General features: G+C 72.3%; 14 protein-coding genes. 6 read left to right on the forward strand and 8 right to left on the reverse strand.

The features are described from left to right. Positions 1-348 precede the first annotated feature (348 nt). Positions 349-1,035, forward strand: coding sequence for a PH domain-containing protein (locus tag K3769_RS15155; RefSeq protein ID WP_267026953.1), 687 nt, complete (start codon positions 349-351; stop codon positions 1,033-1,035). Positions 1,036-1,304: 269 nt separating this feature from the next. Further along, a complete protein-coding gene (locus tag K3769_RS15160; RefSeq protein ID WP_267026954.1) occupies positions 1,305-2,990 on the forward strand; it encodes a hypothetical protein in 1,686 nt (561 codons plus the stop codon). Between the two features lie 46 nt (positions 2,991-3,036). On the opposite strand, the gene K3769_RS15165 is transcribed toward K3769_RS15160, so the two are convergent. The 3 genes from K3769_RS15165 to K3769_RS15175 all read right to left on the reverse strand — a co-directional run bounded on the left by K3769_RS15165 (position 3,037) and on the right by K3769_RS15175 (position 6,369). Then, positions 3,037-4,686 carry a phospho-sugar mutase gene (locus K3769_RS15165; protein WP_267026955.1) on the reverse strand — a complete coding sequence of 550 codons (1,650 nt, stop codon included), beginning with the start codon at positions 4,684-4,686 and terminating at the stop codon, positions 3,037-3,039. A gap of 287 nt (positions 4,687-4,973) precedes the next feature. Continuing rightward, complete coding sequence (locus K3769_RS15170; protein WP_267026956.1) at positions 4,974-5,798, reverse strand: purine-nucleoside phosphorylase; 825 nt, start codon at positions 5,796-5,798, stop codon at positions 4,974-4,976. A 133-nt stretch (positions 5,799-5,931) separates the two neighbouring features. Beyond that, positions 5,932-6,369 carry a gamma-glutamylcyclotransferase family protein gene (locus K3769_RS15175; RefSeq protein ID WP_267026957.1) on the reverse strand — a complete coding sequence of 146 codons (438 nt, stop codon included), beginning with the start codon at positions 6,367-6,369 and terminating at the stop codon, positions 5,932-5,934. Between the two features lie 141 nt (positions 6,370-6,510). Between K3769_RS15175 and K3769_RS15180 the strand changes: the two genes are divergently transcribed. Together K3769_RS15180 and K3769_RS15185 are read left to right on the forward strand one after the other, a co-directional pair. Next, positions 6,511-7,959, forward strand: a complete 1,449-nt coding sequence (locus K3769_RS15180; RefSeq protein WP_267026958.1) for an NAD(P)H-quinone dehydrogenase — start codon at positions 6,511-6,513, stop codon at positions 7,957-7,959. Between the two features lie 239 nt (positions 7,960-8,198). Further along, positions 8,199-9,161: a DeoR/GlpR family DNA-binding transcription regulator gene (locus tag K3769_RS15185; RefSeq protein WP_267026959.1), complete on the forward strand. Its 963-nt coding sequence runs from the start codon at positions 8,199-8,201 to the stop codon at positions 9,159-9,161. 95 nt (positions 9,162-9,256) lie between these two features. Here the strand turns inward: K3769_RS15185 and K3769_RS15190 are convergent, their stop codons facing one another. Both K3769_RS15190 and K3769_RS15195 read right to left on the reverse strand, forming a co-directional pair. Continuing rightward, positions 9,257-9,823, reverse strand: coding sequence for a TetR/AcrR family transcriptional regulator (locus K3769_RS15190; protein WP_267026960.1), 567 nt, complete (start codon positions 9,821-9,823; stop codon positions 9,257-9,259). 243 nt (positions 9,824-10,066) lie between these two features. Further along, complete coding sequence (locus tag K3769_RS15195) at positions 10,067-11,839, reverse strand: acetyl/propionyl/methylcrotonyl-CoA carboxylase subunit alpha (RefSeq protein WP_267026961.1); 1,773 nt, start codon at positions 11,837-11,839, stop codon at positions 10,067-10,069. A 372-nt stretch (positions 11,840-12,211) separates the two neighbouring features. Between K3769_RS15195 and K3769_RS15200 the strand changes: the two genes are divergently transcribed. Further along, positions 12,212-12,817 (forward strand): hypothetical protein, encoded by a 606-nt coding sequence (locus K3769_RS15200; protein ID WP_267026962.1) that lies wholly within the window; start codon positions 12,212-12,214, stop codon positions 12,815-12,817. A gap of 34 nt (positions 12,818-12,851) precedes the next feature. On the opposite strand, the gene K3769_RS15205 is transcribed toward K3769_RS15200, so the two are convergent. Continuing rightward, positions 12,852-13,472, reverse strand: a complete 621-nt coding sequence (locus K3769_RS15205) for a Maf family protein (protein ID WP_267026963.1) — start codon at positions 13,470-13,472, stop codon at positions 12,852-12,854. 33 nt (positions 13,473-13,505) lie between these two features. After that, positions 13,506-13,634: a morphogenic membrane protein MmpB gene (gene mmpB / locus K3769_RS15210; protein WP_267026964.1), complete on the reverse strand. Its 129-nt coding sequence runs from the start codon at positions 13,632-13,634 to the stop codon at positions 13,506-13,508. A gap of 169 nt (positions 13,635-13,803) precedes the next feature. Here mmpB and K3769_RS15215 point away from each other — a divergent pair, with 169 nt between their 5' ends. Next, a complete protein-coding gene (locus K3769_RS15215; protein WP_267026965.1) occupies positions 13,804-14,943 on the forward strand; it encodes an SGNH/GDSL hydrolase family protein in 1,140 nt (379 codons plus the stop codon). Between the two features lie 19 nt (positions 14,944-14,962). On the opposite strand, the gene K3769_RS15220 is transcribed toward K3769_RS15215, so the two are convergent. Continuing rightward, positions 14,963-15,172 (reverse strand): acyl-CoA carboxylase epsilon subunit, encoded by a 210-nt coding sequence (locus K3769_RS15220; protein WP_267026966.1) that lies wholly within the window; start codon positions 15,170-15,172, stop codon positions 14,963-14,965. Positions 15,173-15,216 lie beyond the last annotated feature (44 nt).

Below are 15,216 nucleotides of genomic sequence, written 5' to 3' on the forward strand. Positions count from 1 at the left end.
GCCCTGTGCGGTTGCCTTGGGCGGGGCCCAGTAGGGGGTGTGGGCGGAGCCCTGGTGAGGGCTTGTTGTGGGGTGCGGGTGGGTCGGGGTGAGCTGCGCAGTTCCCCGCGCCCCTGAAGGGCGCCCTTCAGGGGCGCGGGGAACCGCGCGGTCGGCAGGCACCTGGCCGCAGTTGTGATCGGCGGTCCCCATGGCGCCGCGGACGACGACCCCCGCGACGCGGCCGGAACCCGCGGGGGCCGCGGGGGTACGTCAGCGGCAACCCCCACCGGCGCCGTGGACGGCAACAGCCCTCCCCCACCCCCCACGGAGCGACCCCCGTGGGAGCGGTCAGGCAGAATCGGGGGTATGACGACCCCGGACCACCAGCCCTCCGCACCGGACGCACCGGACAGCCCCAACCCGCCGGAACCCCAGTTCAAGGACAGGGTCTACCGGTCCCCCTCCGGTATCGCGGGCGGCGTGCTGCTGCTCGCCATCGCGGCCTGGCTCGGTATCGACGCACTGGTCACGGGCGAGGGCCGCACCCCCTGGGTGGCACTGGCCGCACTGCTCCTGCTGGTCCCGCTGGTCGCCGCCTTCACCCTGCGCCCCGCGGTCTACGCGAACGAACAGCGGCTGCGCATCCGTAACCCCTTCCGGGTGATCACGCTGCCCTGGGCGGCCGTAGAGGCGTTCAAGTCCGGCTACTCGAACGAGGTACTCGACACCGCCGGCACCAAGTACCAGGTCTGGGCCGTTCCGGTCTCCCTGCGGGCCCGCAACCGCGCGGCACGCAAGGAGGCCCGCGGGGACACGACGGGCGGCCGGGGCCGTCTCGGCCAGCCCCGGCAGGCCCCGCACCCCACACCGGTGGCCACCGGCCCCGTACGCGCCCAGGGCGACCAGATCATCGACGAACTGCGCGAACTGGTCGAGGCCCACGGCAAGGCCCCGCAGGCCAAGGGCGAGGTGTCGGTGCGCTGGGCCTACGAGGTCGTGGCCCCCGCGGCGGCCGGAGCGGTCCTGCTGGCGATCCTGCTCGCGACGGGCTGACCCCGCCCCACTCCGCACCACCCCGCCTCCCCCCGCACCGCAGAGATCGCCGCATCCGGCCTCCGTATCCGGCCTGCCCCACCCGGCCTCGCCCATCCGAAGTCGGTCCGTCTTGAGGCGATGGCCACGTCCGCCCGTACGAGAGGGCGGCGCCCGCACCGGGCGCCGGGGCGTCCGCCGGCCTGGGCGGGACGTTTCGCTCGCTACTGTCACCACCGGTGCCCGCGCCGGTGTCGGCACGGGCGTTTCCACGCGATCCAGGAGTGCATGTGTCGTACGACGAACCGTTGCGACTGCCCGCGACCGCGATACCCGACGACTGCCGGGACTGGACGGCGGGACACGCGGCGAACTGGTCGGCCGCGCTGCCGCCGCGCTGGACGTTCCTGCGGGTGCGCCGCTCCATCGCCGGCGCCGTGACCACCCTCGCCCTCTGCGCGGGCGCCTGGGCCGCGATGCTCGGCGGACTGTGGCCGTTCGTCGCCGCGGGCTTCGCGGCGTACGTCCTGTGGGTGCTCGCACGGCCCGAACTCGTCTGGGCCGGCGCGCCCGCGCTGCTTCTGGGGCTCGCGGTGCAGGCGCCGTCCATGCCCTGGGGCGTGACGGCCGTCGGGGCGTTCGTCGTGGTGGCTTCCTGGGCCGCCGTCGCCGTACGCCTGCGGGCCCGCGGCGCCCAGCTGGAACAGGCCCTGGAGGCCGCCGGGGACGGCACCGCGCAGGTCCCCGACGCGCGGGCCCCGGTGCGGCGGGGCCGCTTCCTGCTCCCCCTCGGCCTCGTGGTCCTCGTGCTCGGTGTGCTCACCGGAGTCACCGCGCATCTGTGGGGCACGGTGGACGACCAGCGCGGCTCCTGGGTCCTGGCCTTCTACCTGACGGGGCTCGGCCTGACCGCCCTGGTCTCGGCGTGGCTCGGCCGCCACCGGGCCGTCGCCCTGCGCCGGGCCCCCGCACCCGTACTGCGTGTCCTCGTACGCGACGACGCGCAGGGCACCACGGAGGTGTACGCGGCGGACGACCTCGCGGCGACACGGCCGTTGTTCACGGTGGAACTGACGTCGTACGACGGTGAGGACGACGAGCCGGACACCATCGGCGACGGTGACGGTGCCGGTCTCGATGTCGGCGCCGACGCCGACGGACACGAGGTGGAGGAACTGGAGCGGCTCCTCGACGCGGTGGAGGACGACGTCCCCGGGCCGGTCCGCGAGGCCGTCCTCTTCGGGGCGCCCTTCGACGGCGCCGAGGTCGTGGTCCTCAGCGCCGACGAGGACCGGGACCAGCCGCCGCTGACGGAGTGGTCGGCGGGACCGGTCCGCCCGCTGTCGCCGAGCGCGGGCGCGCGGCGCATCGCCAGGGAGAAGGCCCGCGAGGAGCAGGACCGTCAACTGGAGCGGCGGGCAAGGGAGTCGGTCGTGGACCGCGCGCCCTCGCCGGTGCGCCGCTGGCGTGCGGGCTGGCTGGACTGGGTGGCCGCCGCACTGCTGGTGCAGTGGGGCCTCTGGCTCACCTGGGCGGGGTTCACCGAGGCCGAACCGCCCTCCTGGAAGCTCGGGCTGGCCGCCGCGCTCGGCCTCTACGGAGCCGCCCGCGTCCCCGTGAAACTCGCCTGGCGCGTCACCGCGGACCGCTCGGGCCTGTGGGTCACCGGGCTGCGCGGCCCCCGGCACGTACCGTGGGACGACATCCGCTCCGTACGCCGCCGGTCCTTCGAGCTGAAGCTGCGCTGGCGGGGCGACGACTGGTCGGTCGCCGCGCCGCGCTGGGCGTGGTTCGAGCGACGGCGCGGTCTGGTCCATCCGTACGACGCGATGGCCGCCGAGCTGTCGGCGATGCGCGAGGACCCGGCGCTGCGGCCCACCGGGGAGAGCACCACCCCCGAACGGGGCCGCCCGCTCTGGCCGCTGGCCGTCCTGCTGGCGCTGGCGTGGGCGGCGGTGCTGGTGGTGTGGGGCTGAGCGGCCGAGAGACCGGCGCCGCGGTGACGCCGGTCCTTCGGGCGGTTCAGATGCCTGCCGCCGCCGACAGGTCGCCCTTGATCTCCGCCAGCAGGTGCGTCGCCTTCGCGCGCGCCGCCGGGAGGCCGTCGTGGGTGCCCACCGGCACCACGACCTCCAGGTAGCACTTCAGCTTCGGCTCCGTACCGCTGGGCCGGACGATGACGCGGGCGCCGTCCAGCGTGTAGCGCAGGCCGTCCGTGGGCGGCAGCAGGTCCGTCCCCAGGGCGAGGTCCTCGGTCCTGGTGACGGGCAGACCGGCGAGGTGCGCGGGCGGCTGTTCGCGCAGGCGGCGCATCGCGTCGGAGATGACGGAGACGTCGTCCACCCGGACCGCGAGCTGGTCCGTGGCGTGCAGACCGTGCTCCACGGCGAGGTCGTCCAGCAGGTCGAGGAGCGTGCGGCCCTCCTCCTTCAGCTCCGAGGCCAGCTCCGTGATGGCGAGCGCCGCCGTGATGCCGTCCTTGTCCCGTACGCCGTCGGGGTCGACGCAGTAGCCGAGCGCCTCCTCGTAGCCGTACCGCAGGCCGTCCACCCTGGCGATCCACTTGAAGCCGGTCAGGGTCTCCTCGTACGGCAGACCCGCCTTCTCGGCGATGCGGCCGAGGAGGGAGGAGGAGACGATCGACTCCGCGAAGGTGCCGCGCGCGCCGCGGCGGACCAGGTGCGCGGCGAGGAGCGCGCCCACCTCGTCGCCGCGCAGCATGCGCCACGCGCCGCCGTCGCCGCCTTCTCCGGCGTCCTTGACGGCCGCGGCGCAGCGGTCCGCGTCCGGGTCGTTCGCGATGATCAGGTCGGGGTCGGTCTCGCGGGCCTTCGCGAAGGCGAGGTCCATCGCGCCGGGCTCTTCCGGGTTGGGGAAGGCGACGGTGGGGAAGTCGGGGTCCGGCTCGGCCTGCTCGGCGACCAGGACGGGCGCGGGGAAGCCGGCCCGTGCGAAAGCGGCGAGGAGGGTCTCCCTGCCGACGCCGTGCATCGCCGTGTAGACCGTGCGGGCGGTCCGCGGGGAGCCGGGCGCCAGGACCGCGTCCGTGCGCTCCAGGTAGGCGTCCAGGACGCCCTCGTCGAGGGTCTCCCAGCCGGAGTCCGGGCGCGGGACGTCGGCGAGGCGCGCGACCGCGGCGATCGCGGCGGCGATCTCGGCGTCCGCCGGGGGGACGATCTGGCTGCCGTCGCCGAGGTACACCTTGTAGCCGTTGTCCCGCGGGGGATTGTGGCTGGCCGTCACCTCGACGCCGGCCGCCGCGCCCAAGTGCCTTATGGCGTACGCGAGTACGGGCGTGGGGAGGGGGCGGGGGAGTACGGCGGCGCGCAGGCCCGCGCCCGTCATGACCGCGGCGGTGTCGCGGGCGAAGTCGGTGGACTTGTGGCGGGCGTCGTAGCCGATGACGACGAGGCCGCCGGTGTGGCCCTTCGCCTTCAGGTACGCGGCGAGGCCGGCGGCGGCGCGGATGACGACCGCGCGGTTCATGCGCATCGGGCCGGCGCCGAGTTCGCCTCGGAGGCCCGCCGTGCCGAACTGGAGGGTGCCGGTGAAGCGGGCGGTGAGCTCCGTGGTGTCCTCGGCGTCGATGAGCTTGGCGAGTTCCTCGCGGGTGTCCGTGTCGGGGTCCTCGGCCAGCCATGCCGTGGCGCGGGCGATGAGTCCGTCCTGCACGAGGGTCGACCTCTTTTCGTCGTCTTGCGTGGTTGTGTACCCCGGCCCGGGGGTTTTCGGCCCGGGGATTTTCTTCGCCCCCGCCGCCCCTACCCGTTCCCGTTCCCGTCCCGCATGGGGGCTGCGCCCCCTCGCCCCCCTGATCGCGCTGCGCGCTCGTCCTCAAACGCCGGACGGGCTGAAACGTATTCAGCCCGTTGGGGGCGCCTCCCAGCGGTAGCTGGGGGAGTTTGAGGACCGGGGGTTCGGGGGCTGGCCCCCGAGTCGCCCGAGTCGTGGACGGGAAACTACAAGCGGTCCAGGACCTGGGTGAGGAGCGCTCCCATGTGTGTCGCCGAGTCCCGGCCCGCCTGGAGCACCTCCTCGTGGTTCAGGGGCTCGCCCGTCATCCCCGCGGCCAGGTTGGTGACGAGGGAGATGCCGAGCACCTCCGCCCCCGCCTCCCGCGCGGCGATCGCTTCGAGCGTGGTCGACATGCCGACCAGGTCCGCGCCGATCGCCCGGGCCATCCGGATCTCCGCGGGCGTCTCGTAGTGCGGGCCGGGGAACTGCGCGTACACGCCCTCTTCGAGCGTCGCGTCGATCTCCTTGCACAGCGCCCGCAGCCGCGGCGAGTACAGGTCCGTCAGGTCGACGAAGTTCGCGCCGACGATCGGGGACGTCGCCGTCAGGTTGATGTGGTCGCTGATGAGGACCGGCTGACCGGGCCGCATGCCCTCGCGCAGCCCACCGCAGCCGTTGGTCAGCACGATGGTCTTGCAGCCGGCGGCGACGGCCGTCCGGACGCCGTGCGCGACGGCGGCGACCCCGCGGCCCTCGTAGTAGTGGGTGCGGCCCAGGAATACGAGGGCCCGCTTCTCGCCGATCCGGTACGAGCGGACCGCGCCACCGTGCCCCTGAACCGCGGGCGGCGGGAAGCCGGGCAGCTCGGTGACCTGGAACTCGGCCTCGGGATCGCGGAGGGCGTCCACGGCCGGCGCCCAGCCGGAGCCCATCACGAGGGCGACGTCGTGGGTCTCGGTGCCCGAGAGTTCCCGCAGGCGCGCGGCGGCGGCGTCGGCGGCGGCGTACGGGTCGCCCTGGATGTCGTCCGGAAGAAGAGATGCGTTCACGCGCATGAGGGTAGCCGCTCGCGGCCTACGCGCGTAGATGTTGATGGTCACGGGTTTGCGATCGTTGTCTTGTCGTTTCCCACGAAGCCCGGTGACGGCGCGTTCCGGGACGCGTCCCGTGGTCCCTCGGGGATCAGCAGGGGCGCTTGCGCAGTTCCATCACGTAGTCGTGCGGGGCGCCCGCCGACTCCGCCGCGTCCGCCAGTTCGCCGAGGTAGCGGGCCGAGGGGAGCCCTCCCTCGTAACCGTTGAGGACGTACAGCCACGCCGACTCCTCGCCCTCCAGCGTGTGGATCCGTACGCGCATCCGCCGGTAGACGTCGAGGCCGACGCCCTCCCAGCGGTCCAGCGACTCCTCGTCCGGGGGAGCGACGTCGTACAGCGCGACGAAGACCTGCGACCGCGGGGCCTCGACGATCGTGGCCAGCGCGCCCTCCCAGCCCATGTGCTCGCCGCCGAACGTCAGCCGCCAGCCGTTGAGCCACCCCGTGGCGCGCAGCGGCGAGTGGGGAGCGCGGCGCGTCATGAGCCGCGGGTCGAGATTGCCGGCGTACGCGGCGTAGAGCGACATGGGACCGAGGGTACGGCAGCGAACCCATGTGACTCTCCCGTAACCACGGCCCCGTATCGCACACCCGTGCCACCCTGGATCGCCCGCCCGCGACACCCGGACAGCGCCCCCGTGCGGAAGCACCTTGAAGCGTGCGGGACAATGGAGTACGTGACTCGGATCGTGATCATTGGCGGCGGACCCGGCGGATACGAAGCGGCCCTGGTGGCCGCGCAGCTCGGCGCGGAGGTGACCGTCGTCGACTGCGACGGCCTGGGCGGTGCGTCGGTGCTCACCGACTGCGTGCCGTCCAAGACCCTCATCGCGACGGCCGAGGTGATGACCACCTTCGACTCCTCGTACGAGGAACTGGGGATCATCGTCGCCGACGACACCCCGCACATCGACCAGCCCGCGCGCGTCGTCGGCGTCGACCTCGGCAAGGTCAACCGCCGGGTGAAGCGCCTCGCGCTCGCCCAGTCCCACGACATCACGGCCTCCGTGACGCGTGCCGGGGCCCGGGTGCTGCGCGGACGCGGCCGGCTGGAGGGCATGCAGGCCCTGGACGGCTCCCGCAAGGTCGTCGTACGGGCCGCGGACGGCAGCGAGGAGACGCTCGACGCCGACGCCGTGCTCATCGCGACCGGCGGGCACCCCCGTGAACTGGCCGACGCGCAGCCCGACGGCGAGCGGATCCTGAACTGGACGCAGGTCTACGACCTGGACGAGCTCCCCGAGGAGCTCATCGTGGTGGGGTCCGGTGTCACCGGCGCCGAGTTCGCCGGCGCGTACCAGGCGCTCGGCTCGCGGGTCACGCTCGTCTCCAGCCGCGACCGCGTGCTGCCGGGCGAGGACCCGGACGCGGCGGCCGTCCTGGAGGACGTCTTCCGGCGGCGCGGCATGAACGTCATGGCCCGCTCGCGCGCCGCGTCCGCCAAGCGGGTGGGCGACCGGGTCGAGGTGACGCTCGCCGACGGCCGCGTCATCACCGGCTCGCACTGCCTGATGGCCGTCGGTGCCATCCCCAACAGTGACGGCATGGGCCTGGAGGAGGCCGGGGTCAAGGTCCAGGAGTCCGGGCACATCTGGACCGACAAGGTCTCCCGGACCACGGCCCCCGGCGTGTACGCGGCCGGTGACGTCACCGGGATCTTCGCGCTCGCCTCCGTGGCCGCCATGCAGGGCCGGATCGCCATGTACCACTTCCTCGGCGACGCGGTCGCCCCGCTCAATCTGAAGACGGTCTCCTCGAACGTCTTCACCGACCCCGAGATCGCCACCGTCGGCTACTCGCAGTCGGAGGTCGACAGCGGTGTCATCGACGCCCGGGTCGTGAAGCTGCCCCTGCTGCGCAACCCGCGCGCCAAGATGCAGGGCATCCGGGACGGCTTCGTGAAGATCTTCTGCCGCCCCGGCACCGGGATCGTCGTCGGCGGTGTGGTCGTCGCGCCGCGCGCCTCGGAACTCATCCACCCGATCTCGCTCGCCGTCGACAACAACCTGACCGTCGAGCAGATCGCGAAGGCCTTCACCGTCTATCCGTCCCTGTCGGGCTCGATCGCCGAGGTGGCCCGTCAGCTGCACACCCGGAAGTCCACGGGCGAGGGCTGAGCCCGGCGCGGGGGCCTGAAACCGACCTCCCGGAGGAGTCGAAAGCGGTGCCCCGGACGGTTTCCCGCTGGTCACACGGACCGGCCGCCCCTCCGGTCACGCGGAGTCGCCGACCATTCGTGCGGCATAGGCGCCTGGATTAGGCGCGTATACCACTCCGGGTAGTGCCATGCGAACAACTTCTGTTATTCGGCGCAAACTGCTGAAAGCAGACGGTCGTTGGGGTTACTGTCAGTTTCGTGTTCGCTGCAGAACGTCGTCAATTGATCCTCGAAATGGTGCGAGCAAATGGAGCCGTGTCGCTCCGTGAGCTCGCCCGCGTCGTCCAGACCTCCGAAGTGACCGTACGGCGGGACGTGCGCGCACTGGAGGCAGAAGGACTCCTCGACCGCCGACATGGCGGTGCGGTATTGCCGGGCGGGTTCACGCGGGAGTCCGGCTTTCCGCAGAAATCTCATCTCGCGACCGCCGAGAAGACGGCCATCGCCGACCTCGCCGCGGGTCTCGTCGAAGAGGGCGAGGCCATTGTGGTGGGGGCGGGAACCACCACGCAGGAGCTGGCTCGCCGGCTCGCGCGGGTGCCGGGGCTGACCGTCGTCACCAATTCCCTGCTGGTGGCCCAGGCGCTGGCCCATGCCAACCGTGTGGAAGTCGTGATGACCGGCGGCACCCTGCGCGGTTCCAACTACGCCCTGGTGGGCAGCGGGGCCGAGCAGTCCCTCCAGGGGCTGCGGGTCTCCCGGGCCTTCCTGTCGGGAAGCGGGCTCACCGCCGAACGGGGGCTGTCCACCTCCAACATGCTGTCGGCCTCGGTCGACCGCGCGCTCGTCCAGGCGGCGGCCGAGGTCGTCGTCCTGGCCGATCACACCAAGCTCGGTGCCGACACGATGTTCCAGACGGTGCCGACCGATGTGATCACCCGCCTGGTCACGGACGAGCCACCGGCCCAGGACGACCGAGCGGCCACCGAACTGCAGGCCCTGGCCGACCAGGGCGTACAGATCGCGGTGGCGGGAGCGGGTGGTTCGGGCGGCGATACGGTCCCGGCGGGGCGCCAGCCGCCACGCCGGGACGTGCCGCTGCCCGGCCCCCGACGCGGCCAGGTGCCCGGGGCGGGACCGCAGTTGCGCAGCGCCGCGGCGGTGCTGGGCGACCAGGGCCAGAGCGAGCGGGCGCGGGTCGCCGATATGCGCAGACGCTGACAACGGAGTGGTGCTGACGGACAACGGAGTGGTGCTGACGGACGGCGGTCCAGTTCGTACGTCAGACTCACAGGTCCGGCTCGTACGTCAGAGTGTCAGGCTTTGAGGCCCCGCAGCGTCAGTGCCAGCAGGCGGTCGGCCAACTCCGGGTCGCCCGGGGTCTCTTCGGCGGCCAGCGCGATCGCGTTGGTCAGCTGAAGCAGATCACCGATGGCGACACCGGTGCGTACGGAGCCTGCCTGCTGCGCGCGCGAGAGCAGGGCGCTGCCCGCCTCGCGCATCGGGCCACTGCACTGCGCGAGCGCCGAGGCGTCGTCGTGCGAGGCCGACATGAGCGCGCGTGACAGTCCGCGGTACTCACTCGCATGAGTGATGACGGCGCGCAGCCATTCCACGAGCGCCGTGCACGGATTCGATGCGTCCAGAAGTTCGCGTGAGCGGCTCAGCAGGTCGCTGACCGCGTCCGCGAAGACCGCGTTCAGCAGGGCGTGCCGGTTGGGGAAGTGGCGGTAGAGGGTGCCGATTCCCACGCCCGCGCGTTTCGCCACGTCCTCAAGGGAGGCGTCGGTGCCGTTCTGGGCGAACGTGGCCCTTGCCTCGGTGACCAGGCGGTCGTGGTTGCGGCGGGCGTCCGCGCGCATCCCTGCCGGGGGGTTGGCCATGGTTTGCCTGACCTCTCTTGCGTCCTGCAGCGCGGGTGTGGCCGGCCCGATGACCGAATTCGTCTGACGTCTGACGTCTGGCGTGGGGCGGTCGGACGGGTGCTGTGGGTCGGTGTGGCCGTTTGCGCAGTTCCCCGCGCCCCTGAAAGACGTCCCCGTGCCTTTGGAAGGCGCCCCGCGTCCCTGGAAAGCACTGACGGGGCGAGCCCCGTGAGGCGCGCCCCGTCGGTGTGACGGCCGGTGTCAGTCCTTGATTTCGCAGATGACCGCGCCCGAGGTGAGGGACGCGCCGACCTCTGCCGCGAGGGCCTTGACGGTGCCCGAGCGGTGGGCGTTCAGGGGCTGTTCCATCTTCATGGCCTCCAGGACCACGATCAGGTCGCCCTCCTTGACCTCCTGGCCCTCCTCGACGGCCACCTTCACGATGGTGCCCTGCATGGGCGAGGCGAGGGTGTCGCCGGAGGCGGCCGGGCCGGACTTCTTGGCCGCGCGCCGCTTGGGCTTGGCCCCCGCCGCGAGTCCCGTACGGGCCAGGGACATGCCGAGCGAGATCGGCAGGGAGACCTCGAGGCGCTTGCCGCCGACCTCGACGACGACGGTCTCACGGCCCGGCTCGTCCTCCGCGTCGGTGTCCGCCGAAGCGGTGAAGGCCGGGATCTCGTTGACGAACTCGGTCTCGATCCAGCGCGTGTGGACCGTGAAGGGGTCCGCGGAACCGGTCAGCTCGGGTGCGAAGGCCCGGTCGGCGACCACCGCGCGGTGGAAGGGGATGGCCGTGGCCATGCCCTCCACGGTGAACTCCGCCAGAGCGCGCGCGGCCCGCTGCAGGGCCTGCTCGCGCGTCGCGCCGGTGACGATCAGCTTGGCGAGCAGCGAGTCCCAGGCCGGGCCGATCACCGAGCCGGACTCCACGCCCGCGTCCAGGCGCACGCCGGGACCCGACGGCGAGGCGAAGGTGGTCACCGTGCCGGGGGCGGGCAGGAAGCCCCGTCCCGGGTCCTCGCCGTTGATGCGGAACTCGAAGGAGTGGCCGCGCAGCGGCGGGTCGTCGTAGCCCAGTTCCTCGCCGTCGGCGATCCGGAACATCTCCCGGACCAGGTCGATGCCGGAGACTTCCTCGGTGACCGGGTGCTCGACCTGCAGACGGGTGTTGACCTCCAGGAAGGAGATCGTGCCGTCCGCGCCGACCAGGAACTCGACGGTGCCGGCGCCGACGTACCCGGCCTCCTTGAGGATCGCCTTGGAGGACGCGTACAGCTCGGCGACCTGGGCGTCGGAGAGGAACGGCGCGGGTGCCTCCTCGACCAGCTTCTGGTGGCGGCGTTGCAGGGAGCAGTCCCGGGTGGAGACGACCACCACGTTGCCGTGGGAGTCGGCCAGGCACTGGGTCTCCACGTGCCGGGGCTTGTCGAGGTAGCGCTCCACGAAGCACTCGCCGCGGCCGAAGGCGGCGACGGCCTCGCGCACCGCGGAGTCGAACAGCTCGGGGATCTCTTCGAGGGTGCGGGCGACCTTCAGACCACGGCCGCCACCGCCGAAGGCCGCCTTGATCGCGATGGGCAGACCGTGCTCGCGGGCGAAGGCGACGACCTCGTCGGCACCGGGCACCGGGTCCGGCGTACCGGCGACCAGCGGAGCGCCCGCGCGCTGCGCGATGTGCCGGGCCGCGACCTTGTCACCGAGGTCGCGGATCGCCTGCGGCGGCGGGCCGATCCAGGTCAGGCCGGCGTCCAGCACGGCCTGGGCGAAGTCGGCGTTCTCCGAGAGGAAGCCGTAGCCGGGGTGGATCGCGTCCGCCCCGGAGTCCTTGGCGGCCTGCAGCACCTTGGCGATGTCGAGGTAACTGCTCGCGGGGGTGTCACCGCCCAGCGCGAACGCCTCGTCCGCGGCCCGCACATGCAGTGCGTCCCGGTCCGGCTCGGCGTACACCGCCACGCTCGCGATGCCAGCGTCTCGGCACGCCCGGGCGACACGAACAGCGATTTCGCCACGGTTGGCGATCAACACCTTGCGCACGTTGGCTCCCTCTCCTTGAAACAAGCCGAGTTTAGGGACTGCCGACACGTCGTTTCGACCCGTCCCCGATGGTGAGCTTGCCCACACGGAGCGTGATACAAGGCCTGCTCGCCCGCGATTTCCCTTGCCGTACCTCGGTACGCAGGGGCCTTGCCCTGAACCCTAGCTCTCCGGTGTGGTCAAGGTCTCTGTGTGTCCGTGCTGCGCGCCACTCGGTTTCTTTGTGGAGACCCTACGAATGGCCCAACGATTCTTTGCCCTCCGCGGATCCCTTGTACCTGGGTTTACTCGTTAGTAGCGTGCTCGCTGGCGTACGGATACTTGAGGTAACAGGGCCCTGCTCGGGCGGAAGTCGAAAGTGGGTGGGGGCCGGTGGTCCGCAGACCGGTGGCGTTTGTGACCGCGATCGTGCTCTTCGTGGAGGCGGTGGGCATCGCGTGGGTCAACTGGTTCATGGGTGTCGTCGTCGACCGGCAGGACATGTCCCTGGCGGGGCTCGACCCGGACGTGATGTCCACGTCGTCGAAGGTCGCCGGGCTGGTCTTCGGCCTCTACTTCGCGCTCTGCGGCTTCACCGCGCTGCGCGTCGGCCTGCGTGACCGGGCGCCCGCGGGCCTCGGCCGCATCCTGCTGATCAGCGCGGCGGTGGTGCACGCCCTGCTCGGCGCGTTCGCCGTCGGGCTGGTGGGCTGGGGCGCGTTCGCGTTCATGATGGTCGTACTGGGCCTGATCGTGCTGATCTTCATGACGTACGACCGGCTGGAGGCCACGAGGTCCGACGCGGGCCCCGGCGGCCCCGGGGAGCCTGACGGCCCGGCGGACCCCGGTGGGGCCGAGGGACTTGGTGGCGTCGAAGGGCCCGGGGGCGCCGAGGGGCCGGGTGGTCCCGAAGGGCCCGGCGGTGCCGGAAACGCCGGTGGCACCGGGGCTGCCGGTGACGGCATCCTGCCTCCCCCGCGCACGTCTTCGGTCTCCTGACCCACCGCGACCCGGCGGGGGCGTCCGGCACCCGTCACGTCTCCCGTGGGGTCCACAAGTCCGTGATGTTCACGTCCAGTTCGGCCAGCAGGCGGCGTACCAGGGGCAGCGAGAGGCCGATGACGTTGCCGTGGTCGCCGTCGATGCCGTCGACGAACGGGGCCGAGCGGCCGTCCAACGTGAACGCCCCGGCGACGTGCAGCGGCTCGCCCGAGGCGACGTACGCGGCGATCTCCGCGTCGGTCGGCTCGCCGAAGCGGACGACCGTGGACGCCACGGCCGAGGTGTGACGGCCCGCCTCCGTGTCCCACACGCAGTGGCCGGTCTGCAGGACGCCCGCCCGGCCGCGCATCGACTTCCAGCGCGAGGTCGCCTCCTCGGCGTCGACCGGCTTGCCGTACGCCACGCCGTCCAGTTCCAGTACCGAGTCGCAGCCGATCACCAGGGCGCCGATGACCTCGGGCCGTGCCGCCACCACGGACGCCTTCGCCTCGGCGAGGGCGAGCGCGAGTTCGGCGGGGGTCGGGGCGGTCACGGCGTCCTCGTCGACCCCGCTGACAAGGACCTCGGGGTCGAGTCCGGCCTGCCGCAGCAGTCCGAGGCGGGCGGGGGACTGGGAGGCGAGAACGAGCCTGCGGCGCGGCTGATCAGTCATGCGGCCAGCGTATCCAGCCGCTGTCGGCCGGTCTCACATGAGGCCGAGGATGATCATCGCGAAGACCACGGCAAGGGCGATGAGAACGCCGAGCCGCCGCAACATGTCCTGCATGTCGCGCAGCTCCTTCGGCGGCTCGTTCTCCGGGTCGGACCACAGCATGTCTCCGATCGTGGCTCCGGCGCGCCCGCGGACGCCTGAGTACGCGTACTCATCTTGAGTAAAAGGGTCGCTGGTTCCGTTAATGGTCCACTCCCTGCTACCGTTCCCGGTATCGCTAAAGGGACTCTGATCCCATTAGGAGCCCCTTGAGGAACTGGAGGGAACCGCTGTGTTCACCACCGCCTGGACCGCTTCTCCGCAGTCGCCCAGCACCGGCTTCACCCCCAACTGGTCGCAGGAGGGCTTCTGGCGCCAGTCCCTGCGCCAGGTCGTCCGCCTCACCGCGGGCGGCGACCGCGTCCGTATCCGCCTCTCGAACGTGTACGGGACCTCGCCACTGCGGATCGCGGGCGCGACCCTCGCCCGTACGGCCCTCGGTGCCGATGCCGGTGCCGCCCTGCGGTCCGCGCCGGTGCGGCTCGCTTTCGGCGGGGGCGCGTCCGTCGAGATCCCGGCGCGCGGGGAGATCGTCGGCGACGCGGCCGAGCTGGCCGTGGCGGCCGGGGAGTCGGTGACCGTCACACTCCACCTGGACGCCGTCACCGGACCCGCCACCTTCCACGCGCAGGCCTTCGCGACCAGTTACCGGGGCGCGGGCGACCTCCTGGCGGACACCGCCGGCGCGGGCTTCGGCGAGAGCGACGAGTCCTGGTACTTCCTGACCGCGGTCGACGTCTCCGCCGGGCGCACGGACGGCGTGGCGCTCTTCGGCGACTCGATCACCGACGGGTTCGGGTCCACGCCCGGCGCGAACCGCAGATGGTCCGACGCCCTCGCCGCGCGCACCGGGCGGCCCGTGCTCAACGCCGGGATCGGCGGCAACCTGCTGCTCAACGACTCGGCCTGGTACGGGGAGAAGGGCGTCCACCGGCTGGCACGGGATGCGCTCTCCCTGGCCGGCGTCGACACCCTCGTCGTGCTGCTCGGGCTCAACGACATCGGGTTCAGCGAGGCGGCGGCGGAGCCCACGTACCGGCCCGCGCCGCTGATCGAGCTCGATGAACTGGTCGCGGGACACCGGGAGTTGATACGGCAGGCGCGGGAACGCGGGCTGCGGGTGGCCGGGGCGACGCTGCTGCCCTTCGGGAAGTCCGACCACTGGGGGGAGCGGGCGGCGAAGGTGAGCCACGCGTTCAACGAGTGGGTCCGGGGCTCGGGGGAGTACGACGTCGTGGTCGACCTCCACCGGGCGCTCCACGATCCTGCCGCGCCTGACGAACTGCTCGGCGCCTACGACTTCGGCGATCACCTGCACCCGAATGACGCGGGATATCGGGTGATGGCCGAAGCCGTCGCGGAGGTTCTTTGACCGCGGGCCGCCTGGGGCCCTACCTGGGCCAGAAGGTGTGGGACCAGGACTGGGGGCCCGGGGCCGGCAAGCGCGTCTGGGCCAGGCGGGACGGGTCCGACCACGCGTCCCTGTTCCTCGTCGCGCCGGGCGGGGGTGTCTCCACCGCCGCGGCGCGCGCTCTGACCACCGCCAGGGCGGCGGCCAGCTCCTCGGGGGTCGGATTGCCCCGTACGACCTTGATGTTCATGTCCGCTCCCGTTCTCGACCGGCGTTCACCAGGCGTCCTACCCG

The sequence above is a fragment of the Streptomyces ortus genome (assembly GCF_026341275.1).
Taxonomy (GTDB): Bacteria; Actinomycetota; Actinomycetes; order Streptomycetales; family Streptomycetaceae; genus Streptomyces; species Streptomyces ortus.